Source organism: Bacillus sp. FSL K6-0069 (assembly GCF_038007785.1).
Taxonomy (GTDB): Bacteria; Bacillota; Bacilli; order Bacillales; family Bacillaceae_G; genus Bacillus_A; species Bacillus_A mobilis.
This window is the reverse complement of sequence record NZ_JBBOXN010000001.1, coordinates 2,744,003-2,767,853: the sequence shown is the minus strand read 5'-3', so window position 1 is coordinate 2,767,853 and position 23,851 is coordinate 2,744,003. Positions and strand designations below refer to the sequence as shown.

At 33.8% G+C, this 23,851-nt stretch carries 33 protein-coding genes; 24 read left to right on the top strand and 9 right to left on the bottom strand.

Going from position 1 to position 23,851, the window contains the following annotated elements:
* Positions 1–40 precede the first annotated feature (40 nt).
* Positions 41–868 (bottom strand): peptidoglycan-N-acetylglucosamine deacetylase, encoded by an 828-nt coding sequence (locus tag MHB74_RS14250; RefSeq protein WP_061679632.1) that lies wholly within the window; start codon positions 866–868, stop codon positions 41–43.
* Positions 869–1,239: 371 nt separating this feature from the next.
* Here MHB74_RS14250 and MHB74_RS14245 point away from each other — a divergent pair, with 371 nt between their 5' ends.
* From MHB74_RS14245 to MHB74_RS14225, 5 genes are read left to right on the top strand one after another with little or no spacing between them, the layout of a single operon-like run.
* Positions 1,240–1,923, top strand: a complete 684-nt coding sequence (locus MHB74_RS14245; protein ID WP_061679633.1) for a DNA alkylation repair protein — start codon at positions 1,240–1,242, stop codon at positions 1,921–1,923.
* 16 nt (positions 1,924–1,939) lie between these two features.
* Entirely contained in the window at positions 1,940–2,641 is a 702-nt protein-coding gene (locus MHB74_RS14240) for a nucleotidyltransferase domain-containing protein (protein ID WP_061679634.1), read from the top strand.
* A 15-nt stretch (positions 2,642–2,656) separates the two neighbouring features.
* Complete coding sequence (locus tag MHB74_RS14235) at positions 2,657–3,202, top strand: GNAT family N-acetyltransferase (RefSeq protein WP_061679635.1); 546 nt, start codon at positions 2,657–2,659, stop codon at positions 3,200–3,202.
* 34 nt (positions 3,203–3,236) lie between these two features.
* The gene (locus tag MHB74_RS14230) at positions 3,237–3,737 is read left to right on the top strand and encodes a GNAT family N-acetyltransferase (protein ID WP_061679636.1); all 501 of its coding nucleotides are present in this window, start codon (positions 3,237–3,239) and stop codon (positions 3,735–3,737) included.
* A 15-nt stretch (positions 3,738–3,752) separates the two neighbouring features.
* Positions 3,753–4,277 carry a DinB family protein gene (locus MHB74_RS14225; protein WP_061679637.1) on the top strand — a complete coding sequence of 175 codons (525 nt, stop codon included), beginning with the start codon at positions 3,753–3,755 and terminating at the stop codon, positions 4,275–4,277.
* Positions 4,278–4,327: 50 nt separating this feature from the next.
* Here MHB74_RS14225 and MHB74_RS14220 read toward each other — a convergent pair whose 3' ends face one another.
* Positions 4,328–4,798 (bottom strand): hypothetical protein, encoded by a 471-nt coding sequence (locus MHB74_RS14220; RefSeq protein WP_257144663.1) that lies wholly within the window; start codon positions 4,796–4,798, stop codon positions 4,328–4,330.
* Between the two features lie 272 nt (positions 4,799–5,070).
* On the opposite strand from MHB74_RS14220, the gene MHB74_RS14215 reads away from it, so the two are divergent.
* From MHB74_RS14215 to MHB74_RS14140, 16 genes are all read left to right on the top strand, one after another.
* Entirely contained in the window at positions 5,071–6,009 is a 939-nt protein-coding gene (locus tag MHB74_RS14215) for a DMT family transporter (RefSeq protein WP_061679639.1), read from the top strand.
* A 56-nt stretch (positions 6,010–6,065) separates the two neighbouring features.
* Positions 6,066–6,467, top strand: a complete 402-nt coding sequence (locus MHB74_RS14210) for a GNAT family N-acetyltransferase (protein WP_061679640.1) — start codon at positions 6,066–6,068, stop codon at positions 6,465–6,467.
* A 113-nt stretch (positions 6,468–6,580) separates the two neighbouring features.
* A complete protein-coding gene (locus MHB74_RS14205) occupies positions 6,581–7,192 on the top strand; it encodes a hypothetical protein (RefSeq protein WP_061679641.1) in 612 nt (203 codons plus the stop codon).
* 20 nt (positions 7,193–7,212) lie between these two features.
* Positions 7,213–8,460, top strand: a complete 1,248-nt coding sequence (locus MHB74_RS14200) for a glutathionylspermidine synthase family protein (protein ID WP_061679642.1) — start codon at positions 7,213–7,215, stop codon at positions 8,458–8,460.
* A gap of 193 nt (positions 8,461–8,653) precedes the next feature.
* On the top strand, positions 8,654–9,598 hold the full coding sequence (locus MHB74_RS14195; protein ID WP_061679643.1) for a methyl-accepting chemotaxis protein: 945 nt from the start codon (positions 8,654–8,656) through the stop codon (positions 9,596–9,598).
* Positions 9,599–9,949: 351 nt separating this feature from the next.
* Positions 9,950–10,750: a BA2930 family N-acetyltransferase gene (aacC, locus tag MHB74_RS14190; protein WP_141658089.1), complete on the top strand. Its 801-nt coding sequence runs from the start codon at positions 9,950–9,952 to the stop codon at positions 10,748–10,750.
* 12 nt (positions 10,751–10,762) lie between these two features.
* On the top strand, positions 10,763–11,452 hold the full coding sequence (locus MHB74_RS14185) for a phosphopantothenoylcysteine decarboxylase domain-containing protein (protein WP_061679645.1): 690 nt from the start codon (positions 10,763–10,765) through the stop codon (positions 11,450–11,452).
* Between the two features lie 137 nt (positions 11,453–11,589).
* Positions 11,590–12,063 carry a tetratricopeptide repeat protein gene (locus MHB74_RS14180; RefSeq protein WP_061679646.1) on the top strand — a complete coding sequence of 158 codons (474 nt, stop codon included), beginning with the start codon at positions 11,590–11,592 and terminating at the stop codon, positions 12,061–12,063.
* Positions 12,064–12,074: 11 nt separating this feature from the next.
* Positions 12,075–13,124 carry a hypothetical protein gene (locus tag MHB74_RS14175; protein ID WP_061679647.1) on the top strand — a complete coding sequence of 350 codons (1,050 nt, stop codon included), beginning with the start codon at positions 12,075–12,077 and terminating at the stop codon, positions 13,122–13,124.
* Positions 13,117–13,602: an NUDIX hydrolase gene (locus MHB74_RS14170; RefSeq protein WP_061679648.1), complete on the top strand. Its 486-nt coding sequence runs from the start codon at positions 13,117–13,119 to the stop codon at positions 13,600–13,602. The genes MHB74_RS14175 and MHB74_RS14170 overlap by 8 nt, the downstream gene beginning before the upstream one ends.
* Before the next feature lie 168 nt (positions 13,603–13,770).
* A complete protein-coding gene (locus MHB74_RS14165; protein ID WP_061679649.1) occupies positions 13,771–14,283 on the top strand; it encodes a DUF402 domain-containing protein in 513 nt (170 codons plus the stop codon).
* A 181-nt stretch (positions 14,284–14,464) separates the two neighbouring features.
* The gene (locus tag MHB74_RS14160; RefSeq protein ID WP_061679833.1) at positions 14,465–15,220 is read left to right on the top strand and encodes an ABC transporter ATP-binding protein; all 756 of its coding nucleotides are present in this window, start codon (positions 14,465–14,467) and stop codon (positions 15,218–15,220) included.
* An 18-nt stretch (positions 15,221–15,238) separates the two neighbouring features.
* Entirely contained in the window at positions 15,239–16,240 is a 1,002-nt protein-coding gene (locus tag MHB74_RS14155) for an aliphatic sulfonate ABC transporter substrate-binding protein (RefSeq protein ID WP_061679650.1), read from the top strand.
* A gap of 1 nt (position 16,241) precedes the next feature.
* A complete protein-coding gene (locus tag MHB74_RS14150; protein ID WP_061679651.1) occupies positions 16,242–17,090 on the top strand; it encodes an ABC transporter permease in 849 nt (282 codons plus the stop codon).
* A 225-nt stretch (positions 17,091–17,315) separates the two neighbouring features.
* Entirely contained in the window at positions 17,316–18,428 is a 1,113-nt protein-coding gene (ssuD, locus tag MHB74_RS14145) for an FMNH2-dependent alkanesulfonate monooxygenase (protein ID WP_061679652.1), read from the top strand.
* Between the two features lie 196 nt (positions 18,429–18,624).
* Positions 18,625–18,717, top strand: a complete 93-nt coding sequence (locus tag MHB74_RS14140) for a putative holin-like toxin (RefSeq protein ID WP_001289320.1) — start codon at positions 18,625–18,627, stop codon at positions 18,715–18,717.
* Positions 18,718–18,945: 228 nt separating this feature from the next.
* On the opposite strand, the gene MHB74_RS14135 is transcribed toward MHB74_RS14140, so the two are convergent.
* A complete protein-coding gene (locus tag MHB74_RS14135; protein WP_061679653.1) occupies positions 18,946–19,767 on the bottom strand; it encodes an HNH endonuclease in 822 nt (273 codons plus the stop codon).
* A gap of 149 nt (positions 19,768–19,916) precedes the next feature.
* On the opposite strand from MHB74_RS14135, the gene MHB74_RS14130 reads away from it, so the two are divergent.
* Positions 19,917–21,002, top strand: a complete 1,086-nt coding sequence (locus tag MHB74_RS14130) for an AI-2E family transporter (RefSeq protein WP_000837880.1) — start codon at positions 19,917–19,919, stop codon at positions 21,000–21,002.
* Between the two features lie 236 nt (positions 21,003–21,238).
* Here MHB74_RS14130 and MHB74_RS14125 read toward each other — a convergent pair whose 3' ends face one another.
* From MHB74_RS14125 to MHB74_RS14100, 6 genes are read right to left on the bottom strand one after another with little or no spacing between them, the layout of a single operon-like run.
* On the bottom strand, positions 21,239–21,379 hold the full coding sequence (locus MHB74_RS14125; protein ID WP_061679654.1) for a YrzI family small protein: 141 nt from the start codon (positions 21,377–21,379) through the stop codon (positions 21,239–21,241).
* 25 nt (positions 21,380–21,404) lie between these two features.
* A complete protein-coding gene (locus MHB74_RS14120) occupies positions 21,405–21,545 on the bottom strand; it encodes a YrzI family small protein (protein WP_061679655.1) in 141 nt (46 codons plus the stop codon).
* A gap of 26 nt (positions 21,546–21,571) precedes the next feature.
* Positions 21,572–21,715, bottom strand: a complete 144-nt coding sequence (locus MHB74_RS14115; RefSeq protein ID WP_000668967.1) for a YrzI family small protein — start codon at positions 21,713–21,715, stop codon at positions 21,572–21,574.
* A gap of 26 nt (positions 21,716–21,741) precedes the next feature.
* Positions 21,742–21,885: a YrzI family small protein gene (locus MHB74_RS14110; RefSeq protein WP_000668969.1), complete on the bottom strand. Its 144-nt coding sequence runs from the start codon at positions 21,883–21,885 to the stop codon at positions 21,742–21,744.
* A 28-nt stretch (positions 21,886–21,913) separates the two neighbouring features.
* Positions 21,914–22,057 carry a YrzI family small protein gene (locus tag MHB74_RS14105; RefSeq protein WP_000142721.1) on the bottom strand — a complete coding sequence of 48 codons (144 nt, stop codon included), beginning with the start codon at positions 22,055–22,057 and terminating at the stop codon, positions 21,914–21,916.
* A gap of 27 nt (positions 22,058–22,084) precedes the next feature.
* Positions 22,085–22,225: a YrzI family small protein gene (locus tag MHB74_RS14100; protein ID WP_000156200.1), complete on the bottom strand. Its 141-nt coding sequence runs from the start codon at positions 22,223–22,225 to the stop codon at positions 22,085–22,087.
* A 440-nt stretch (positions 22,226–22,665) separates the two neighbouring features.
* On the opposite strand from MHB74_RS14100, the gene MHB74_RS14095 reads away from it, so the two are divergent.
* Positions 22,666–23,259 (top strand): DUF4825 domain-containing protein, encoded by a 594-nt coding sequence (locus MHB74_RS14095; RefSeq protein ID WP_061679656.1) that lies wholly within the window; start codon positions 22,666–22,668, stop codon positions 23,257–23,259.
* Positions 23,260–23,273: 14 nt separating this feature from the next.
* Complete coding sequence (locus MHB74_RS14090; protein ID WP_061679657.1) at positions 23,274–23,762, top strand: hypothetical protein; 489 nt, start codon at positions 23,274–23,276, stop codon at positions 23,760–23,762.
* Positions 23,763–23,851 lie beyond the last annotated feature (89 nt).

The window sequence follows — 23,851 nt, the reverse complement described above, 5'->3', positions numbered from 1 at the left end:
AAGACTCAATAACCTACTAGAGGAAATAGAGTCTTTCACATTACATACGATTATCGTGCCAGAAGTTTAATGGGAAGTGTTCGTTCTCATTATAACTTTCTAATTCATATCCTTTTTCTTTCAGTCCTTTAATAATTCCAGGTACTGCTTTAACGGATTGTGGATGAATATCGTGCATTAGAATAACTTCTGTTGGCTTGTCAGCTCCATTTACAACGTTTTGTACAATTTTAGCTGATGCAGCATCAACAGGCATTTTGTTGTATGTCCAGTCTAAAGAATCAATTGTCCAATCCCAAACTTTTAACCCGTTTTCGACAACTTTGTTGCGAAGTGCTTCATTTAACCCTGGCATTGAGCCGTAAGATGGGCGAGTTAATACTGGCGATTTACCAAGAACGCCAGCAATTAAGCCTTGGTCTTCCTTCATTTCATCTACGTAATGACCTTCAGTGTAAAGCTTCTTGTAGTTATGAGTCATACTGTGCATCCCAACATAGTGGCCTTCAGCATCTTCACGTTTTACAAGTTCTGGGAATGCTTTTACATTTGAACCGATTAGGAAGAATGTTGCTTTTGCATTTTCTTTCTTTAACATATCTAAAAGCTCGGCTGTGTATTTTCCAGGACCATCATCAAATGTTAAGTAAGCGACTTTTCTAACTTGCCCGTTATATTGTTTTGGAGCTTCTTTCGGTGCAAGAGATGATTGAATTTCACTTACAAGTTGAACAGATTTTGTTTCATCCTCTGTACTTGCTAGAGCAGTATGTGTTGATCCTAAAGTTGCTTCGTATGTAAATAATATCCCCGCGCAAATCAACATAGCCCTTTTTACTAAAGTTGTCATTCGAATTCCATTGTGCATAATTTTCCTTCTCTCTATAAAAGTTCTACTCTACTATATTAGCAATTATAGGGCGGTAATTGCAAAAAAACTTTTTTACAAGCACAAAAAAGTTTGGTCAAAAGTATGCAAGATTTCAATGTTTTACAGGTGACTAAAATGAAACGAGAATTGAATGAGAATGCATGTAATTTGTGTATCCATATATGGTAAATCCAATGAGTGTGCTAGTGGGGGATTATGCTAGTAAAAAGAGTGTCTGTTGCTTAAAAGCACGTTTGTAAAATTTCATTTACCGAACTTAAAAAATAAATATAGGAAAACAAGAAAATAATGTAGAATATAACGTACATACATATGTGGAGTCAACAAAATATAAAAGAGGTGGGCATATGTTACTTGAAGAAGTAATGCAGCAACTAGAGGAATATGGAACAGGACAAAATCGTAAGATCTTTAAAAATCATGGGGCAAAAGAGCCGTTATTTGGAGTTAGTTTTGCCAATTTAAAATTGTTAAAAAAGAAGATAAAAAAAGATCATGATTTAGCGATTTTATTATGGGAAACAAAAAATATGGATGCAATGACTTTAGCGACTATGATTTTAGATCCGAAGAAAGTTACGACAGCACAACTAAATAAATGGGTACAGGAAGTTGATTATTATTGTTTAATGGACGTTTTGATGACCGCTATTTGTACGTCCCCAATCGCGATAGAAAGAATGGAAGAATGGACAAAGTCTGATGATGAATGGATTGGAAGAGCAGGCTGGTCGTTATTAGCAAATATAGCGATTAAAAATAAAACGTTACAAGATGATTTCTTCTCTCCGTATTTAGAAGAAATTAAAGTAAATATACATAATGAAAAAAATAGAAAAAAAGAAGCGATGAATAGTGCATTAATTGCGATAGGAATTCGTAATGAAGACTTAGAGCAAACAGCGATTGAAATTGCACGTGAAATTGGAAAAGTAAAGGTTGATCACGGAGCAACGTCATGTAAAACACCTGATGCAGAAGCCTATATTAAAAAAACAAAAGAAAGAGCTGAACAAAAGAAAGTGAAATAAGAATAGGAGAACGGCTATGAAACCAATGGAAGCGGCACAAAACATCATTACATCACAATTTCCGAATTGTGATGTAGCTTTACTGGGAGGAAGTGTTGTACGAGGGGAAGCGACAAAAACATCTGATTTGGACATTGTAATAATAGATCGTAGTTTGTCATCTTGTTATAGAGAATCTTTTTATAGTAATGGATGGCCCGTTGAGGTGTTTGTACATAATTTTGAAACGTATAAAACCTTTTTTAAAATGGATTGTGATCGTGGAAGACCCTCATTGCCACAATTAGTTTCAGAGGGAATTGTATTAAAAGGTGAAAATGAAATTGTTGAGGAATTAAAAAGAGAAGCAAATGATTTACTAAATAAAGGACCAGCTAAATGGACTGAAGAAATGATGAAGCAGAAGCGATATTTTATTACGGATACTTTGGATGACTTTATCGGGGCGACAAAAAGAGAAGAAGAATTGTTTATCGCGAATTTATTAGCTGATTTAGTACATGAATATGTATTAAGAGTAAATGGTAAATGGCTCGGAAATTCAAAATGGTTTATAAGGGTACTTAGAAGATATGATGAACAATATGCAGATCAATTTGTAGCGGCGTTTGATCATTTTTATACAACGGGAGAGAAAAGTAAATTAATTACTTTTGTAGAAAAAACGCTAGAACAGTATGGAGGAAGGATGTTCGAAGGGTTTTCTATAGGAAAATAAAAAGGGGATAGCACAATGAATGTACCATTCGTTCAATTAAGAGAACTGACACTAGATGATGTAGAAAGTCGTTATCAATGGTCATTAGATACAAAAGTAACAAAACATCTAGTTGTACCAGATCAATATCCACCGTTTACTCGTGAAGAAACGAAAAAATGGATTGAAGCATGTATAAATCGGAAAAATGGCTATGAACAAAGAGCAATCACTGCAGAGAATGGCATACATATTGGATGGATAAATCTTAAAAATTTTGATAAAACAAATCAAAATGCAGAACTGGGAATCGCGATTGGTAATAAAGAATACTGGGGTAAAGGGTATGGAATAGCGGCTCTATATAGTATGTTACATCTAGCATTCTATGAATTTGAATTAGAAAAAGTTTGGCTACGTGTAGATGAAGATAATTTTCAAGCTAGAAAGAGTTATGAAAAGGCTGGTTTTGTTTGTGAAGGGCTAATGAGAAATGATCGATTACGTCAAGGGAAGTTCATTCATCGTTATCGTTATAGTATGTTAAGAGAAGAATACGAATCATTAAATAGTGGTTTATAAAAATATTATGTTAACTTAAAGGGGCTGGAATAGTATGATCCGATTACTTACGAAAGAAGATGCGAAACAATATTGGGAGTTACGTTTACAAGCATTACAAGTAAATCCAGAGGCATTTGTAACAACTTATGAAGAGGCAATTCGCCAGCAAAATCCGATTAAGCGAGTGGAAAGTAATTTAACAGCTAATACTAGCTGTACATTTGGTGCTTTTAATGAGGATCAACAATTAGTTGGAGTTGTCACTTTACTAACAGAAGAGAAAGAGGCGTATAAACATAAAGGTCATATCGTTGCGATGTATGTAGATGCAAGTAATCGAAGAAGTGGCCTTGCACGTGAGTTAATACGTAAGGCAATTGAAAGGGCAAGTGAAATGAATTTGGAACAATTAAATCTAGGTGTTGTGTCCACAAACGAACCAGCAAAAAAATTATACGAATCAATGGGCTTTCAAACGTATGGAATCGAAAAAAGAGCTTTAAAAATGAACGGTGTATATAGTGACGATGAATATATGGTGTTATTCTTGTAAGAAAGGGAGTTTAGTATGAAAGATCTCCATTTAGACAAAAATATGAACCCACAAGTAGCGATTTTGTATGCGATGGTTACAGATACATATAAACGATTGCAAAAGTTAGTAGAAGGTACTGATGAGAAGGAACTGTTTTTTAAAGGGGCAGAAAATAATGAAAATAACATCGGACAACTACTTCAACATTTATCAGTTGTTGATTTACATTGGGTGTATCGCTTAAAAAGAGAAGCAGTTCCACTGGCACTTGAAAAAATATATGGACCTATGTTAAATGAAGTAGGAAAACTGCCAAGTTTAAGAAAACAGACTCTGCAACAATTAATGCAAGATTATGAAGCTGTGCAACGTATGTTATATGAGGAATGTATGAAACTAACAGAAACTGATTTAACAAGGGAAGTTTTTTATGAAATGGGAGAAAATGCAACTATAAGGTGGGGGATATGGCATATAGCCGATCATAATCGGTACCATCAAGCTCATATTAGTCGGTTGAGAAAATTGTACAAAGAATATCAACTACATATAATCTAAATGTAAGTGTGAAAAACTCCCCGTAATTAATAGATTAGGGGGAGTTCATTTTAAATTGGCTTTTTTTTCTTTTCTTCCCAAGTTAACATCAAATTTTTATGGTAGTCTTTTGGTTGCGCCATTAAATACCAGTAAATTATATGCGAAATTGTAGGTTGCCATTTTTTATGGCGTATTCTTATATTTTCGTGATGAGTATAGTGAGTGGAAATTACAGTCGCTTTTGTTTCTGGGAAACCGCTGTATACAATATCTTCTATCTCATACCAATAAACTTTACTCCCATCTAAATCAATTATAATACCTTCATCATCCCAATAAAAACCGGTATTCTCTTTTCTTTTTTTCAAAAGATAAAAACCATAGTATATAAAAATGCCTGGGATGATTAAGATTAGAATACCAAGGAAGAAAAATTCATCTATTAAAGCTAAAATACAAATGAATAGAAAAGAAAGTCCTGCAGCTAACATCAATAAGGTGAATACCATGGAAATTTTATATGTTTTCAATATGATCACATCCAAATAACTAATTTATTTCTTAAGCCAAAACTTTTCATCGGTACGATATGCACTAACCATTATGCATATAGCAGATATAAAATGCATACACATCTCGATTAACGGAATCTATGAAACGAATGATGTAGCGATTCCTCCTGATTTTATTTTAATATATTGTATAATAAATAAAAACACTATTATTTTTATAAGTTAATATGCTGTTAAAAAATTTTGCATCCGAATAGATTGAGAGTTATTTAATAAAAACTATTATAAGGGGTTTTATAATGAAAGCTATTGCAGTAGGGATATTGGCATCATTTTTCTTTGCCTTTACCTTCGTTTTAAATCGGGCAATGGACTTAGAAGGTGGAAGCTGGATTTGGAGTGCTTCATTACGGTACTACTTTATGGTTCCAATGCTTTTACTTATTGTCATGTATAGAGGTAATTTAAAGCAACTCTTTCAATATATGAAAAATAATCCGAAAGAATGGCTAGTGTGGAGTATCGTAGGATTTGGTCTCTTCTATGCACCACTTAGTTTTGCTGGAGCTTTTGGACCTGGTTGGCTCGTTGCATCAACATGGCAAATTACAATCGTCGCAGGAATTTTATTAACACCATTTTTTGCTGTAGATCCATTACATAAAAAACTTCCAATTAAGGAATTAGTTATGTCGGGTATTATTTTATGCGGTGTTGTACTCATGCAAGTAGAACATGCTTCTTCATTAGGAATTCGTGAAACTGTTTTATGTGTAGTTCCTGTCCTTATTGCAGCGTTTGCGTATCCTCTTGGAAACCGGAAAATGATGCAAGTTTGTAAAGGAGAGTTAGATGTATTCCAGCGAGTTCTCGGTATGACATTAGCAAGTTTACCATTTTGGTTTTTACTATCTGGTTATGAAGTATCAACAGGCGGGCTACCGTCAAGTAGCCAAGTTTTCCAATGTTTTATTGTAGCAGTTAGTTCTGGTTTAATCGCGACAGTATTATTCTTCTTTGCAACAGATCTTGTAAAAGATGATCCGCAAAAACTAGCAACAGTAGAAGCAACACAATCCGGTGAAGTTTTATTTGCGCTAGTAGGAGAGCTCATCTTACTATCTGCTCCAATTCCGTCATCTTTATCTTGGATTGGTATGAGTCTTGTTATTGTCGGAATGATACTACATAGTTATGTAGCGGTCGTTGTGAAGAAAGCAGAAAAAATAACGGCGTAATGAGATTAGCTCTTTTTATAAAGAGCTAGTCTTTTTTCATAGAAAGGGATGGAAGAATGAATTTACAGCGTGTTGAACAAATTGAAAAAGATCCAATTTTACATGTACTACAGTATGCAATTGGTCCAAGTGAAACTAGCTTAAAGAAAGCAGTTTTATTTTATGAAAAGAATAAAGGGACTTTTTATAAATATGAAGAAAAAGCTTGTATAGGTATTGAAATAATCGGAGCAAATAAAGCGGAAATTTGCCATATAGCAGTCGCTCCGAAATATCGTTATAAAGGAATTGCATTGCAAATGATAAAGGAAGTATTAAGAATACATCAATTGACTTATGTAGAAGCAGAGACAGACAAAGAGGCAGTAGAATTTTATAAGAAAATTGGTTTTCTGGTTAAAAGTTTAGGAGAAAAGTATCCGGGAGTCGAAAGGTTTCAATGCTATCTGGAAGGATAGCATTGAAAATATGCAAATATACATATTGAGTATAGTTTGAAAAAAGTAAGAATTACATTATATAATAAAGGTATCTGGAAAAATATAGATAAAAGAAATTAGGTGTATAACACATGAGAATGGATAAAAGTAAATTTATAAAAATTGCTACTTCAATTGGGGTGTCATCTTTTTTATTAACAGGCTGTGGCGATTATGAAGAAGAAACGGCCCAGAAAGAAAGTACTGCTGTTAAAACAGATGGTGGAAAACAGGGAAATGAACGAGAAACATTAAATTGTGATGATAAAACTCCTACTAATGAAAATGCAGAAAATGATGAGTTATGCAAGGAAAATAACCCATCATTTTCATCGTATAATGAAAATTCACATTTACCAATACTTCCATTCGTAGCAGGATATTTATTAGCAAGCAGAACTTCAAATATGAATTATACAGCAAAACCAAATATAATGAAGAAACCGTATGCAAATAATGTTATTCCATATCGTGAAAAAGACCAAGGTAGAACTGGTGGAAGCGGTGGTGGAGGTTATTACGGCGGAACTAACAGTAACAATAATAACTCTTCCAATAAAGTAGATTTAAATAAACAACAGCCAAATTCCTCAAATAAAGTGACGCCAGATACAAATGCGCCGAAATCATCTACGACACAAACGCCAAAAGTGAATTCTGGTTCCAGTGGAATTGGGAATGCAAAAGCACCAGCCGGATCATAACACGAAAGGATAATGGAGTCATGTATACAGAACAAGAGCAGAAAGAGTATATGAAAGTATGGTTTTCACTTGCGGAAGAGGCTGGTAGGAATGGATTTACATGGCCGAGCCTTTTAGAGAAAGAAGAATGGAATCAATATATGGCAACGGGTATGTATCGTATGCCAGTAAACACGTATACTGCAATTTCAAAAGCGACAGAGGAAATTATGTATGTATTATATAGAACGTATCAATATATTGTAAATACGACAGAATATTTTCAAAAACTAGGATGTCCAGCTGAAACGTGGGAAATTGTGAGAATGAAACATATTGGTTTGTTTTCATATTTTACAAGGTTTGACTTTATCGTAAATGGCGAAGATATAAAATTAATAGAAGTAAATTGTGATACACCAACAGGTTATTTAGAGCCGTCTGTCGCAAATGAAGTGTTATGCCGTTATCACGATGTGAATCACCCAAATCATATAGAAGAGCATATTGTGCAGGCGTGGGAACAAATTAAACATGACTATAATATAAGTCCTATAGAGACGATATATTTTACTAGTTATGATTGGCACGATGAAGATCATCAAACAGTTCAATTTTTAAGAAGCTATTGCTTAGATCAATCAACGGACTATATAGGCATACAAGATATCGTCGTTGCAGATGATGGTATATATACGCAAAATGGTGAACGAATCCATTATTTATATAGACTATATCCAATTGAATATTTAGTTTCAGATGCCGATAAAAATGGGAAAAGAATTGGACATCAGTTTTTAGATCATATAGCGCAAGGAAGAGTGAAAATCATTAATCCACCTGCAGCTTTTCTTATGCAAAATAAAAGTGTACTCGCATTAATTTGGCAACTGTTCGAAGAGGGAGTTTTCTTTGAGAAAGAAGAGAGAGAAATCATTCAGAACTACTTCATACCAACATATTTTACAAATAAGCCGTTTATAGAAAGAGATGAATCATATGTTTCTAAGCCTTTATACGGCCGTGAAGGTGGAGGGGTATCTATTTACGAAAATGATGAACTAATAGCTGAAGATAAAACGGGGTATTACTTTGAACAGCGAAAAATATACCAGCAATACATAGAAATGCCTGACTATACAATTGACACATGGGATGGTCCGTATACTGGTAAACTATTAATTGGTTCACACTGTATTAGCGGGAGAGCCGCAGGGCTATTTTTACGTGTAGGCGAGAAAATCACGGGAAACTTATCGATGTTTACAGGGGTTACGATTGAAGGGTAAGAAATATATGAAAAAAAGTATTAATGGTAGAGCACTTTGAAATTAAAAGTGCTCTTTTTATTTTGAAAAAAATATTATTAAAGAGCGTATTAATTAAAGTGGGACAAATTATATAAATATTAGTATAATTCGATAGTGGTATATTTAATGGGAGATGCTATGATATTTAATTTTTTGAAATGGGGAGAAGCATATGAAGAGTGATAATATTTCAAAAACTACTTCACTTAGTACACAAGTATTAAATCAAGGGGAGGTACTTGCTGCATTAGAACGTTCACTAGCTATGATTGAGTTTGATCCCTATGGAAAAGTAATATGGGCAAATCATAATTTTGCATATGCAATGGGCTATGAAGTGGATGAACTATTAAACAGTCATCATCGTCAGTTTTGTACTTCACAGTTTGCTCTAAGTCCAGAATATGATATCTTTTGGAGAAATTTTCGGAATGGAGTCTCATTTCAAAGGAAAATACAGAGAATCACTAAACAAGGGGAAATTATATGGCTAGAAGCGACATATGCCCCTGTTGTAGATAAGAATGGAAAAGTTCAAGCGGTTATTAAAGTCGCTACAGATATTACTGTGCGTGAGAATGGGACGGCAAAGGTAACACTTGAATTGCAAGAGATGGCGGAAAATCTAAAGGAACGTGCGCAAGAAGGGATTAAGCGTAGTCATATGGTTTCCGCGGCCATTAAACAAATAGTCGAACAAACTAATGACAATATGAAGTTATTACACGAGCTTAACGTACAAACTAATATGATACGCGACATGGTAAAAACGATTAATGAAATTGCCACACAAACTAATTTATTGGCCTTAAATGCTGGAATTCAGGCCGCCCATGCTGGTACCTATGGTAGTGGTTTTAATGTTGTTGCAAATGAAGTTCGTAATTTAGCAAATAAAGTTAAAACTGTAACTACAGATGTACACTTTAATGTGGAGAATATAACCAAACAGGTACAAAAGATTAGTGCAGGGACCCTTCAATCAGAAAAGAGAGTTACTGAAAGTTACTCATGTATAGAACAAGCAGTTCATGAATTCAATGGTATTGGTGAAGCGGCCCAGAGACTTGATATACAAGCAAAAACTATAGTAGAGCAACTACAAGGGCAAAAATAACTTCAAATGTTCCTGAAGTTCGAGGTTTAAATACATAAATTGAAAAATATTTATAAGAAACACATTTTAAAATTAAATATGCCATTTTTTGTTGAAATGGGGCATCGTTATCTTATAGAAAAAGAATCACTAACATAAAATGTGATTCTTTTTTTCGGTGTTATTTTTGTTAATTGATAAAAACTACACGTTTTTAAGAGGAATTAAACGCTCTTTCTGTATATGTTAAAAATCAATTTGTTTTTATAGTTCGCTATTTTATAAGTATAAAAATGATTAAGTTAAAAATTAAGAAAAATATGATAATATATGTATGTAGTAGTTTTAAAAAATGGGGGAACAATCGTGAAAATGAATGACATAGTGGCAAGTACACAATTGCCAAATACAATCAAAACAATTACAAATGATTTAAGAGAATTAGGGTTAGAAAAAGGAATGACGGTTATTGTGCATTCTTCGCTCAGTTCTATTGGCTGGGTATCTGGCGGAGCAGTTGCGGTAGTAGAGGCGCTAATGGAAGTTATTACGGAAGAGGGAACAATTATTATGCCAACACAATCTTCGGATTTATCTGATCCGAAACATTGGTCAAGACCACCTGTACCTGAAGAATGGTGGCAAATTATCAGGGAAAACGTACCGGCATTTGAGCCACATATTACTCCAACAAGAGCAATGGGAAAAGTAGTTGAATGTTTTCGTACATATCCGAATGTAGTACGTAGTAACCATCCATTAGGGAGTTTTGCTGCATGGGGAAAGCAGGCAGATGAAATAACGATGAATCAGTCGCTATCAATGAGTTTAGGAGAAGAATCTCCATTAAGAAAAATATACGATTTAGACGGATATGTATTATTAATTGGTGTTGGATATGATTCCAATACGTCTGTACATTTATCTGAAGTACGTACTGGTGCATGTGAGTTAATAAAAGTAGGGGCACCAATTATAGAGAATGGGGCAAGAGTATGGAAAGAGTTTGTTGATATGGATTACGATTCTGATAAGTTTGTAGAAATCGGCGTAGAGTTTGAGCGAAAGGGAACTGTAATAAATGGAAAAATAGGAAATGCAACGTGCCGTCTTATGAAGCAACGAGATATCGTTGACTTTGGAACAGAATGGTTTCGTAAGAAAAATCAGTAAGGGATGGTTACAATGAAGGGGAAAAAGGTATTAATTACGAGCGGTGGTTGTTTAGAAAAATGGGACCAAGTACGCGGGCATACGAATATGGCGAAAGGCACAATTGGGAGAATAATCGCCGAAGAGCTTATTAATAAAGGGGCACATGTTATATATTTACACGGTTATTTCGCCGAAAAACCGAACGATATATATAATCAATTGGAATTACATCCATTTGAAGGAATTGTTGATTTACAAGATAAAATAAAAAGTATAATTACGCATGAAAAAGTAGATGCAGTTATTATGGCAGCCGCTGGATCAGATTGGATTGTAGATAAAATTTGTGATCAAGATGGTAAGGTACTTGATATGAATGGGAAAATTTCAAGTGATATAGCACCAATTATTCATTTTCAAAAGGCTCCAAAAGTATTAAAACAAATAAAAGAGTGGGATCCAGAAACGGTACTAGTTGGCTTTAAACTTGAAAGCGATATAAATGAAGAAGAACTGTTTGAAAGAGCGAAGAAAAGAATGGAAGAAGCGAAGGCAAGTGTAATGATTGCGAATTCACCACATTCTTTATATTCACGCGGAGCGGTACACCACGTAATTGGAGAAGACGGTAAAGGGAAGTTATGTAACGGGAAAGATGAAACAGCGAAAGAAATTGTCAAAAGGTTAGAAGTACTATGTAATCACATTACTGTTTTATAATTTCAAGTATTTGGATAAGAATGAATCCGCATAATATATATAGGTAAGCGAAACTTTAATTAATAGGAATTTTACTTTTACACGAACATTAACCATTCAAGTTGGATACATAGAATAATTGGTGAGGAGTGTATTCTATGGAACATTTATTAAAGCAAGCTATAAAACTAAGAAATGAAAAGAAATATGCACAATCGAGAGAGATACTTATAGGGTTAACAAACTTTACGCGGGATGCCGAAGTGCTGTTTCAATGTGCCTGGATACATGATGTAATGGGACTTGAAACGGAAGCTTTGCCGTATTATGAACAGGCGATTGCAAATGGTCTTGATGGTGAGTCACTTTGCGGTGCATATATCGGTCTTGGCAGTACATATCGTTGTATAGGTGAGTATGATAAAGCAATTACAGTTTTAGAAACAGCTTTGCAGCAGTTTCCGGATAATGACGTGATTAAAGTGTTTCTCTCATTAGCAAAATATAACGTAAACGATCATGAATCAGCAATGAAATTATTACTTGAAACAGTTTTGAAAGTAGAGGAAGTAAAAGAATATGAACGTGCTATTTCATTTTATAAAGACCATTTAGGCGAGGTTTTTAAATAGAGGGTGAACGTATGAATGCCACACTATCACGAAGGCGAAAAGGTATTTGGTTTGGACTAATATCTTTCATCTTGTTATCGAACTATGTATTGTATGCTCTTCCGATTGTACCAGCTGCTCCGAAAGAAGTAGTGCTTGGCTCTTTGCTTGATTGTATGTTTGTAATTCCAGTCATCACGTATTTCTTTATTATTCGAAAAAGATACTCGTTAACCTATATAATACCTGTCGTAATAGCTGGTTATATTTTTGCAAGGTTTATTATTCCAAATGACTATTTTCAAGCTTTTTCTTACGTTTCCTATATTATAGTTGCGGGAGAAATTGCGTTTGTATGCTTAGAGTTATTCCTTCTTTATAAAATCGTTAGAATGCTGCCTAACATAGTAAAGAAATATAAAGAATATAAAAGAGAGTGTTCTTCATTTTCTTATGCGATTGATGCAGCATTTGAAAACACTATGAAAAATAATAAATTAGTAGATGTCATTGTAACAGAGTGTAAGCTAATCTATTATGCATTTTTATCGTGGCGTGAAAAAGTGCCAGAAGGTGAATTTGTATACACCTATCACAAAAAGACTGGTGCAATAGGTGTATATATCATGATCATTCATGCGACCTTAATAGAAAGTATCGGTTTTCATTATTTGCTTCATCAATGGAATCCAGTACTAGCATGGATGTTACTTGTCTTAAACATATACGCAATGTTTTATTTTTTAGCTGAAATACAAGCAATGCGTAAAAACCCAATTATCATTACAGATGAACAAATAATCATTCAAATCGGATTAGGAAAGAAAATTGTTATACCATTTACACGAATTGATAAAATTACGTTTTATAAAGGAGAATCTTTAAAGAAAGAGAAACAGGTCCTTGACGCAACTGTGATGGAATTTATAAAGGAACCGCCAACATTTGAAATAACACTAAAAGAGCCTGTAAAAGCGCAATTGTTATATGGATTTTCTAAAACAGTAAGCCGCGTTCACTTAAATGTTGATGAGGAACGGAGATTTTATGATATGGTCACAGAGAAGTTGAAACATGAATAATGCTACTAACTTTCATCGTGCGTTTGGTGTGTATGGCATTTGTATTGAAAACAATAACATATTAGTAATTGATAAAATTAAAGGTCCATATAGAAATCGGTATGATCTACCTGGTGGTAGTTTAGAAGATGGAGAATCATTATTAGCTGGACTTCATAGGGAGATAAAAGAAGAGACTGGGATAAAAGTAAAGGTAGTAAAACAAATAGGTACAATTGATTTTCAATTTCCATCAATATTTAAGGAGTACACACATGTACATCATATCGCAGTTTTATATAGCGTTGAAAAATGCGAAGGTGAATTCAAAGTACTTGAACAATTTGAAGAGCAAGATTCATTAGGAGCAAGATGGATTCCTATAGAAAGCATTACAGGTGATAATTCCTCTCCTCTTATATGTAGTGCTGTGGAGTGGTTAAAAGAATCTAAGCTTAGTTTAGAAGTAAAGGCTTACAAATCATGGGTTATAAAATAATATTGTTCTTGGAGTTCCTTCTAACTTAGAAGGAGCTTTTTTGTGAAGTAGAAAATGAAATCATATAAATTTTAACTTAAAAAACAATAAATGAATAGACTGAACGCTTTCTTAGCGGAAATATAAAGAGTTATAATGAAAGAACTAAAATAAAAGGGGCATTTAAAAATGAGTTGCTTAAGTCCGTCAGGGATTGAAATTATTGAAAGAAAAATCCGATATGATGCTACAACTGTAGATCATGCTTGTTTATTAATAGAAACGCAGCCAGATAATATTGTTTTATACCATGAAGTACAGTACTCTTTTACAATGGAAGCGAACGATAAGAAGTTAACGATCCCGAAAGGAAGTTGTACAATTGCATACTACTGGAGGAATCGTCCGTATAATTTATACGTTTGGAGAAATCAGAGTGGGAGTTATCTAGGTTCTTATTTTAATATTGTAAAGAATACTTGTATAACGGATGAAGTGGTATCCTTTGAAGATTTAATCCTTGATATTATGGTACTTCCAAGTGGAGAGTTTTTTATATTGGACGAGGATGAATTACCTGAGCCGTTAGAACAATTTGAAGACGGATATGTAGAAAAAGCTCTTCATACAGTCAAAAATACAATTCAAGAATCGCTTCCAAACATCATTTCAGAAACTGCTACCATTTTTAAAAATAAATAACGTTCATTAAAACCTAGTTGACTTATCGGAAATATTTGTATAATATGTAGGTAATTCAATAACGTATAGCTGATTGGAGAAACCAAAGGCATTTCATTACAAGATGAAATGCCTTTGGTTTTTTTATTATCCAAATGTTGTATCTATTCATTTGGATGAATTATTTCAAGGAGGGGAAGAAGTGACTGTTTCAATTAATGGGGTATCAAAATATTTTTCGAAACAAACTGGTACGGTCCAAGTATTAGAAGATATTAATTTTCAATTAGAGAGAGGGGATTTTGTCACTGTAATCGGACCGAGTGGTTGCGGAAAAAGTACGCTTTTGAAAATTGTTGCGGGATTAGATGACGAATTTGAAGGTAAAGTTGTTATCGATGGGGAGAAAATCGTAAAACCGAGTAAGAAACAAGGATTTATTTTTCAAGAACACCGCTTGTTTCCATGGCTAACAGTTGAAGAAAATATTGCTGCAGATCTATCGTTAAAGGATAAGTATGTAAAAGATAAAGTAAAAGAATGGGTTGAAATCGTTCGGTTAGACGGTTTTGAAAAATCTTATCCGAAAGAAATTTCAGGCGGGATGTCACAACGTGTTGCGATTGCGAGAGCTTTATTAAGAGATCCGAATGTATTATTACTTGATGAACCGTTTGGGGCACTTGATGCTTTTACTAGAAGTCATTTACAAGAAGTATTGTTGAACATTTGGGAGAAGAAAAAAACGACAATGTTATTCGTTACTCATGATATAGACGAAGCGATATATCTTTCAAACCGAATGATTATCATGAGTGCAAAGCCTGGAAAAATACATAAAGTGATTGAAAATAATTTGCCTTACCCTCGAAATAAAACTTCACAATCATTCCAACAACTTCGAACGAAAGTGCTACATCAGTTTGAATATGGGGGACTGGTTCAAACGAGTATATAGGAAAAGGGTGGATTATATATGAATAAAACATGTAAAGTTATTTCATTTGCGTTAGCTATATCTCTATTTTTATTTGGATGCGAAAAAAGTACAGCAAGTAGTAAGAAAGAAGATGTAACCATTCAAATAGGTATACAACAAGGATTAAGCCCGCTCTTACTGGCACAGAAAAAGGGATGGTTTGAAGAGGAGTTTAAAAAAGAAGGAGTTAAGGTGAAATGGACAGAGTTCCAAAGCGGACCTCCTTATTTTGAGGCAATCGCATCAAATCGATTAGACTTTGGTGAAGTTGGCAACTCTCCAGTTATTTCCGCTCAAGCAGCAGGTATCGAATTTACTGAAATTGCCAATACAAGTTACGCGAGAAAAGGAACAGGCATTCTTGTACAAAGAGATAGCAAGATTACGAGTGTAAAAGATTTAAAAGGTAAAAAAATCGCAGTAGCAAAAGGAAGTAGCGCATTTAATTTATTATATCGAGCATTAGATAAAGAGGGTATTAATACGAAAGATGTAAATGTCATTCAGTTGCAGCCAGATGAGGCACAACCGGCATTTGAATCAGGATCAGTAGATGCATGGGCGATTTGGGATCCATTCATTTCGCTACATACGTTAAATAAAGGCGCCAAGGTTATTACAGATGGTGAAAGATTAAATGTTTCTTCTCCAGAATTTTTAATTGCGCGAACAAAATTTGCGAAAGAACATCCAGAATTAGTTGAGAAATTCCTTAAAGTTTATGAAAAAGCACGTGTGTGGCAAGAGTCAAACTTAGATGAAGCAATAAAAATATATACTTCTGCAAAGAAAATAGATGCTGAAATTGTAAAAGAAGTGTTTGATCACGACAAGCCAATTTTAGTTCCTGTAACGAAAGAAATAATAACCGAACAACAAAAGACAGCGGATTTTCAATATAAGCTCGGTTCTATAAAGAAAGAAATAAAGACAGATAAAGTTGTGGATAATTCTTACGTAGAAAACGCGTTAAAGGCGAAGGGAAAAGAGGTTTTGTAAATTGGAGAATACGAAAGCTGTTATAAAAAGGGCGAGTATAACGATTGGGAAAAACAATGTAAAGAAAGTGCGAAAAACGAATGTAAGAGTATTAGTAAGAGCGATTACGATACCAATTGTCGTATTAATTATTTGGCAGTTAGCTGGCGTATTCGATCTAATCTCTAAAACTGTTTTACCAACGCCATTAGATATATTTCTAGCTTTTCAAGAACTTATAAAAACAGGAGAGTTATTCGGCCATCTAAGTATTAGTGTATTCAGGGCTGCGGCTGGTTTCTTTATTGGCGGGAGTTTAGGAATTATTTTAGGAACGATTGTTGGATTTTCAACGAGAAGTGAGCAATATTTAGATCCGTCTGTACAGATGTTAAGAACTGTGCCCCATTTAGCAGTTGCACCGCTTTTCGTACTATGGTTCGGTTTTGGAGAAACATCGAAAGTATTATTAATTGCGGACGGCGCATTTTTTCCTTTATACGTAAACGCGTTTTTAGGGATACGAGGTGTAGATTCAAAGCTATTTGATGTTGCAAGAGTTTTAGAGTTTAGTAAAAGAAAATTAATTACGAAACTGATTTTACCTGCCGCATTGCCAAACCTATTACTTGGAGCAAGATTATCTTTAGGAGTTGCATGGGTGAGTTTAGTAGTAGCAGAACTTATGGGATCTACAGAAGGTATGGGCTATATGATTATGGATGCAAGGCAATTTTCAAACACAGATATCGTATTTGTCGGTATTATTATCTTTGCATTCGTCGGGAAATTTTCTGACTCACTCGTACGTTTACTAGAAGTGAAATTTTTAAGATGGCGAGATAATTTTAAAGGGGAGACAGGGAATTAACATATAAAGTGAAACTTTAATTAGTGGGGGGCTTCATCCCCCACTGATTATTAGTTGAACCAATCGGGCTTTTATGGGCAGTTGATCCCTCACCTAGCTTTTTTGCTTTCGCTGAATTTTGAAATGGGGATCTTACTGCCCGTTAATGTGGGGTAAATTATTAGGGGTAATTTATATAGAGTATTTCAGTATACGTTTTAATAAAAATAAGGGATGTGTAAAGTTATGGATTTGTTATGGTTTATTCCAGCTTATGGAGATGGTCGATATTTAGGAACGACAAAAAGAGGAAGAGCAGCTGAATATGGTTATTATAAACAAGTTGCACAGGCAGCTGATTATTTAGGATATACGGGTGTGTTACTTCCAACTGGTCAAGGTTGTGAAGATCCATGGGTATTAGCATCGGCACTTGCCGCTGAGACAGAGAAATTGAAATTTTTAGTAGCAGTTAGACCAGGACTAATGTCACCGACAGTAGCAGCGAGAATGGCAGCTACATTTGATAGAATTTCAGATGGGAGGTTACTTATTAATGTAGTAGCTGGAGGTGATCCAGTCGAACTGCAAGGGGATGGATTATATCTTGAACATGATGAAAGGTATGAAGTTGCAGATGAATTTTTAAAAGTTTGGAAATCTACGCTACAAGGAGAAAGTATTTCTTTAGAAGGAAAACATATTAAAGTTACAGATAGTAAAGTTGTGTTCCCGCCAGTTCAAACACCGTATCCACCAATTTATTTTGGCGGATCGTCTGCTGCAGGTAAAGAAGTTGCAGCTGAACATAGTGATGTATATTTAACATGGGGCGAACCACCAGAGCAAGTGAAAGAGAAAATAGAAGAAGTAAGAAAACTTGCAGAAGAGAAGGGACGTACAGTAAGATTCGGCATCAGATTACATGTGATTGTAAGAGAGACAGAAGAAGAAGCATGGGAAGAGGCTGAGAGGTTAATTCAATATGTAGATAATGAAACAATTGAGCTCGCTCAAAAAACATTTGCAAGATATGATTCAGTCGGTCAAAAACGAATGACACATTTAAATAAAGGTACGAAAGAGTCGTTAGAGATAAGTCCTAACTTATGGGCTGGCATAGGGCTTGTAAGAGGTGGTGCAGGTACTGCCCTTGTAGGAGATCCGCATACAGTAGCAAATAGAATAAAAGAATATGAAGCGTTAGGAATTGATACGTTTGTTTTATCAGGATATCCGCATTTAGAAGAAGCGTATGAAGTAGCAGAATTATTATTCCCATTATTGAAAGACGAGAAGAAACAAGAAAATAAAATTGTTGGTGAAATGATTGCTGATGCATATGCATTAAAAAAATAGTGAGGATTAAAGTTTCACCTATGGTTTGCTTCATTTTGTTTACTTCCTGTTAATACAGCATAAAAAACCCGCAAGTATTTCACTTGCGGGTTTTCATCGTAAACTATTAGAAAATATGGTAAAATTAAATAGTAACTTAAGGTACGGTTGGTTGTTCAATTATCACTTCTCCAAAGTAGGAGGGGGGTGATAATACGTGAGTGAAATAGCGTTGCTACTGCAGGGTGGACTGTTTCTCGTTGCATTGTTAACGTTCGTCGTCGTTTTAATAGACAAGCTCAAAAAATAACAACCCACCTATGCCAATAGAATGTGGGTTGTTTTGTTTGTAAGAAACAAATAGGATAAATGAACAATCCAATCTGCTAAGTTACGTGGACTAGTGTGTAGCCGCACACTGGTCTTTTTTATTTATTTACAATTAATAATTGGTTTATGTGATTGTATTGTTCTTTTCATACTTATTATAACACAGTGTCTTTTCGTCAAGAAAGGAGACCGTATGTTCTGATTCCGATTAAATAGAAGGTTTTTTTTCTTTAAATAGCCCATCCATATACTGTTTTAAAGTTTGGACATAAAATTCCTGCCTATTTACATCATTTACGCCGACAATTGGAGATGAAAGTTCATATCTCTTTTCTGATAAATGAACGACAACGTCAAATATATCAAATAGACGAATGAAACAGAACAGGCCATCTTTATCACTTAATAAAATAAAGTAATGGTTCTCACTATTTGTATTTAATGTATTCCATAAAGAACTTTTACTTAAATCGCGAACTATACTTTTTTCTTTTAATTCCATAAAATCGCCATTTGATAGAATGTTAGAAATATCAATCGCATCTGGATCTTCAAAATAGCCATCAACAGCTTGTACAGCGAAAGTATAAGCCATTTTTAATACACTCATTTTGTATTTACGGTTATCTAAAAGTAATTCACGTTGAATAGAGCTAGCTACTTTCGTTACACGTTCTTCTTTCCAAATTTCATTATGTAGTGAAATATCGTGCTTTTTACATAGTTTCATAATTAATGCATTGGAATAAAGTATTTCATCACTTACTTCAACAACATCTGTCTCAGCAGCCGCAAGTTCCTCACCATGTTCATTCGTAAAGAGCGGGGAATCAATTTGTTTTTTCATTTGCTCAATCTTAAATTGACTTAATTTATGCCGAATTAAGGGACGATCAATATTTGTTGTCATTTGTTCATGGCAAGTATCACAAATTGAGTTTGTGAAATAATATCCACATAATATTTCGGGGATGACATATTGTTCACTAAGTTCTTTCGTATCTTTTCTGCATATGATGCATTGTGTCATTTTTATCACCTTTACCTGCAAATTTGTATGTAATCTCATTGTAGTGTATTTATTGGTATTTTGGAATATTGTAAAGGAAAATATTATGTGAAATTCTTGCTTATTTTGGTACAATGAAGAGAAGTGCTAGTTTAAAGGAGGACGTTTTTTTGAAATCGAAAGTGCACTTTTGGACATTAGAAGTGCTAATGGTTGTAGCGATCATATTTATTTGCACAAAAATATCGTTTCTATTTCAACCGATTGGTATCTTCATATCAACGTTGTTTTTCCCAATCTTAATCGCGTTATTTTTATACTTCATATTTAACCCATTGTTAGTCTTTTTGGAGAATAAAAAAGTACCTAGAAATTTAGCGATTTTACTGTTATATCTTTTTATTATAACATTAACTGCAGTTGGAGTTGGGGTAGTTGTTCCAACGATCTCACAACAGTTAATGGATTTAGTAAAAAATATGCCCGGTTATATTAAAGAGGGAAAACTATACATACAAGATTTATCCCATCACAGATTATTTGAATGGTTATCTACACAAAACTACGTTTCCATTGAAACAATTGAGAAAAATGCGATTGAATACTTAAAGGATATACCAAACACGATTACGTCGAGTGCAACGGCTTTATTTGGTATTATCACGAACGTTGCATTAGTTATCTTCACAGTACCATTCATTTTATTTTATATGTTTAAAGATGGACATGCGTTTCCAGGTAAAGCAGTAAGCCTATTACCAGAGTCTTACCGTGAAGAAGGACTTCGCATCATTAAGGAAACGAACGAAACATTATCTGCATATATTCAAGGGCAAGCGCTCGTTTGTATATTTGTAGGTGCTTTTACTTTTATCGGTTATTTAATTATCGATTTACCGTACGCTTTCGTTTTAGGAATTATAGCAGCATTTACAAATATCATTCCTAACTTAGGTCCATTTATCGGTGCAGCACCAGCTGTTATTGTAGGTCTGTTCGTATCTCCGATGCAAGCGTTGTACGTAATTATTATCGTAACAATTGTACAACAGTTTGAAAGTAACATCATTTCACCGCGTATTATGAGTTCAAAATTAAATATCCATCCGTTAACAATTATTATTTTAATTTTAGGGGTAGGTAACTTTGCGGGAATTATCGGAATGATTTTGGCAGTACCAGTTTATGCAGTAACAAAAACAGTTGTATCGAACTTAGTGAGATTGTTTAAGACGAAACGAAGTAATCGAAAATAGTTTATGCTGAGAAAGATACACCGCTTTTTAAGTGGTGTATCTTTTGTTTGTTAATCGATGTTAAAAAGTGTATTGATGCAATTTTATTATATATTTATTACATATCAAATGTAACAGAAAACTTGTATAATATAGCCTCGATAAAACTATGTGGAATCCCTCTGAACTATCCAAATCATTTCCTTAGAGCGTGCTATCAACATCATAATCGACTCCTTTCAAGTTTTATATTGTGATTATAGGTGAGAGTAGTATTTGCTTCTACGATCTCGAATTTCATCTATAACCTGTTTATATTGTTGTTCTTGTTTTAATTCAGCTTCAGAAAAGGTTTTTTTCTGAATTGTAATTGTTAAAAAGAAAAGGTGAAACTTCATAATACATTCCTCCTTTCGAAAGGAATTATAGATGGCTACAGTAGTGACTTTGACGTTCTTTTACATCTTCCATAGCTTTATTAATTTGTTGATCATGCAATATCTCACTGTCCGAGAACTTAGTTTTTTGAATTGTAATTATTAAAAAGAATACTTTAAATTTCATAAGTGTATTGCCCCTTTATAAATGATTTAGAAAAGACGGTTGCAATAAAAAGCTTGACGCTCTTTTACTTCGCCCATAATAGTTTGAATGTGTTGTTCGCGTAAGATTTCTTTCTGTGAAAGCTTACGTTTTTGAATAGTGATAGTTAAAAAGAATGCTTTAAATTTCATAAGTGTATTGCCCCTTTAAAAGTTATTTAGAAAAGACGGCTGTAATAAGAAGCTTGACGCTCTTTCACTTCGTCCATAATAGATTGAATGTGTTGCTCACGTGAAATTTCTTTCTGTGAAAGCTTACGTTTTTGAATGGTAATCGTTAAAAAGAATGCTTTAAATTTCATGAAGGTATTTCTCCTTAAAAATATATTTTTAATACATTTGCGTATAGTATGAACTTTTAATGTCAGTCATTTTATCAGTTAGTTGTTTTAATTGTTGTTTACGAATGATCTCATCTTCAGATAAAGTGTTTTTCTGAAGTACAGTCGTAAAAAAGAAAATATGAAAAGTCATAAATGAATTCCTCCTTTCGAAAAGGAATTACAGGTGATCACAATAAAGCGCTTGGCGCTCCTTAACATCATTCATTGCTTTTTCAATTTGCTCATTATGAAGAATTTCATTTTTGGAAATTGTATTTCTTTGAATCGTAATACTTAAAAACAATACGCTAATAGTCATCGAATGTTGCTCCTTTCTTAACAAAATGATATAAGAGGCTAAAAAATCGCACAAAAAAGCCACAGGAAGATATAGTTCTCCTATGGCAGGGCGCGAAAAAGCCACAGGAAAGTATACGACCTCCTGTGGCGAATTTATGAATTAATCGAAACAATGTACGATTTTCAATTCTCCATTAGGGTGGTCGAATTCATATTTAATTGTCCGAAAAACAAAGGTGCAGTTAACGCTAAAGTTAAAGCATGTAATTGTAATTTCATCATTTCCTTCGACCTCCTTTTAGAATATTTTTCTTACGTTAGTAAGTATATACAATTAATGGATAATTGTAAACAGGAAAATTGAAAATTTTTAATTTTGATTAAAATGCGTATATTTCAAAGGGTTTTGAGAAGATGTATTATAATTAACTAAATATTGATAAAAATGGGGGAAGCTAAATGAAATATATGCATCGTGATGTGATTGTTATGCTAACAATTTTTTTATTTATTGCTGCTTGTTCTAACGGAGAAAGAATAAAAGAAATATCTGATGTTGAACCTAGTGATTTTAAAAAATATGCTGGGACATACGTTGGTAATAACTCAGTTGTGGTTGCAATTGTTAATCATTTACCTGGTGGTGATACATTTCAAAGTATTAGTTTGGAGAATGAAAATATAAAGGTAAACTATGGTGCAAAAGGAAATGGAACTCTGACAGAAGACATGGTTGAGACGTATTGGTTTGATGGTAAGGACACGATGGAGAAGAATTTTCTCTTTAACGTTATTTATCTAGCTATTTTAGTACCAAATGCGAAAAGTTACGAGTTTCAAGTAGAAAATAAAAATTTCAAGATAAAAAGAGAAGAAATACTATCAATCTTGTATGAAAAAATTGATGATTTTCCAAAAGAAGATGATATATGGGATAAAAAGAAAGTAGTAAAGTTCCTTAGCGACAATAACGAAAAAATTACAATGCTTATAAATGATAAAGATTTTCGGAAATCTTTATTTGCTAAATATCCAGTGCAGCAGTTGAAATGATGGGAGGAGAAAAGGTGGAGTTAGTATACAAAATTATTTATCATCGAATGCAAGATCATTATTTACCTAAGCTACTACAGGCAATAAGGCTCATTAATGAAGAAGATTTGTGGAAACAAAGGGACTCTATTAATTCAATTGGTGGAATTGTACTGCATATTTGTGAACATTTACAGAGAAATACAAAGCGCTATAAAGATTCAAATATAGTTTTTGAAAATGGAATTGAGGAGTACTTTCCGGTAAAACAAGTAAGTTCCGAAGTTTTGCTAATAACGGTTGAAGAAATATTTAATGAATGGGGAAAAGCATATATACAGGTATGGGAACAAAATAGACATATGGATCTTCATAGTTTATTACATTTAGTGGAGCATACAAGCTATCATTTAGGGCAAGTAGTAGATCGTACAAAGTCTATAAAGGGACAACAGTTTAACTTTTGTCAAAATGGTATAAATGAAAAGAATTTGAGAACAAGAGTTGAAACTTCAAAATTTTAGAAAGAGAGTCATTCTTAAACGAATGACTCTCTTTTTTTATAAAAGAAATTTATGGAAATAAATATTTTTATGTGATATGGTTAATTACA